The organism is Microbacterium sp. ISL-103 (assembly GCF_018613995.1).
GTDB lineage: Bacteria > Actinomycetota > Actinomycetes > Actinomycetales > Microbacteriaceae > Microbacterium.
The window spans coordinates 1-1,437 of sequence record NZ_JAGGPD010000258.1 but is presented as its reverse complement, the minus strand read 5'-3'; the positions used below and the strand labels follow the sequence as shown (position 1 = coordinate 1,437).

The window sequence follows — 1,437 nt, the reverse complement described above, 5'->3', positions numbered from 1 at the left end:
TCGTCGCCGGCGAGTCCAGACCGATGCGCTTCAGCGGGATGCCGTGCCAGAGCTGCACGACGAAAGCTCCGGAGATCGCATAGCGGTTCGCGTCGCCCAGACCGTGCGTCACGACGACGACCCCCGCCCGCGCCGTCGCCCACCAGCCGCGGAGTCCGCTCTTGCGCACGGTGCGGATCCCCAGAGCCGCGGCATCGCGATCTTCCCGGTCGGACGAGGTGAGCCAGAGAGTGTCGTGTCCGTCGCCGGCGACGAGACGCTGCAGCGCCAGAGCACCGTCGCCGATGCCGGCGCCGCACCCGAAGACCCATCGCGTGCCGCGGGGCACGAGGATCGTTCCGAGGCGCCCGGCGACGTAGAGCGGCATCCGAAGCAGCTTGGCCGCATTGCCGGAGCCGAAGGAGAAGGACGCCACCCCGCGAGCCTATCGCGGGGTGGCGTCCTTCTCTGCGAGCCGAGGAGCAGCGCCGGTCAGCCGGCGAGCTCGCCGAGGGTGACGTCTGCCTCGTATTCCTTGCCGCCTCGGATGTAGTTGACCTTCGCATCGCTGCCACCGGCCGCCGCGCGGACCTGCGCGGTGAGGTCGCTGGCGCTCGTGACGGGCACGCCGTTGAAGGCGGTGACGATGTCGTCGGCCTTCAGCCCGGCGTCGGCCGCGGCGCCGCCGCCGGTGACCTCTGCGATGTAGGCGCCCGAGACCTCTGCACCCTCGACGCTCGCGGCATCACGGACCGAAGCTCCGAGAAGACCGTGGCTCGCTGCGCCGTCGGCGATGATCTCGTCGGACACGCGCTGGGCGATGTTCGAGGGGATCGCGAAGCCGATGCCGATCGAGCCCGACTCCTCGGAACTGCCGGAGCTTGCGATCGCGACGTTGATGCCGATCAGCTCGCCCTTGCTGTTGACGAGTGCTCCACCGGAGTTGCCGTGGTTGATCGCGGCATCCGTCTGGATCACGGCGATCGAGATGGTGTCGGATGTCTGCTGGGCGGTGTTCCCGGGAAGATCGAACTGGAACGGCCCTTCTCCTTCACCCTCCTCGGGCGTCTGCGGCTCCTCCTGCGGGGCGTCCTCGGACGAGGAGTCCGGCAGTGCGGACGAGGCGATCTGGATGCTGCGGTTCAACGCGCTGACGATGCCCGTGGTGACCGAGTTCGACAGACCGAGCGGAGCGCCGAGAGCCACGGCGGTGTCTCCGACGTTCAGCTTCGACGAGTCGGCGAAGTCGATCGGGGTCAGATCGCTCGCGTCGGTGAGCTTGATGACCGCGAGGTCGTAGATCGGGTCGGTGCCGACGACGGTGGCCGCGAAGATGCGACCGTCCGCCGTGGTGACCCGGATCGTCGGGTCTGCTGCCGCGCCACCGAGCGTGACGCCGTGCGGGTTGGTTAGCACGTATCCGTCGTCGCTGATGATGCCGTCCGTGCCGCTGCCCGC

General features: G+C 69.2%; 2 protein-coding genes. Both read right to left on the bottom strand.

All coding sequences use genetic code 11. The features are described from left to right. Positions 1–415, bottom strand: a 415-nt coding sequence (locus J7E68_RS10315; RefSeq protein ID WP_215172290.1) for a CDP-glycerol glycerophosphotransferase family protein, incomplete at its 3' end; no start/stop codon positions are given. 56 nt (positions 416–471) lie between these two features. Further along, on the bottom strand, positions 472–1,437 hold a 966-nt coding region (locus J7E68_RS10310; protein ID WP_215172288.1), incomplete at its 5' end, for a S1C family serine protease.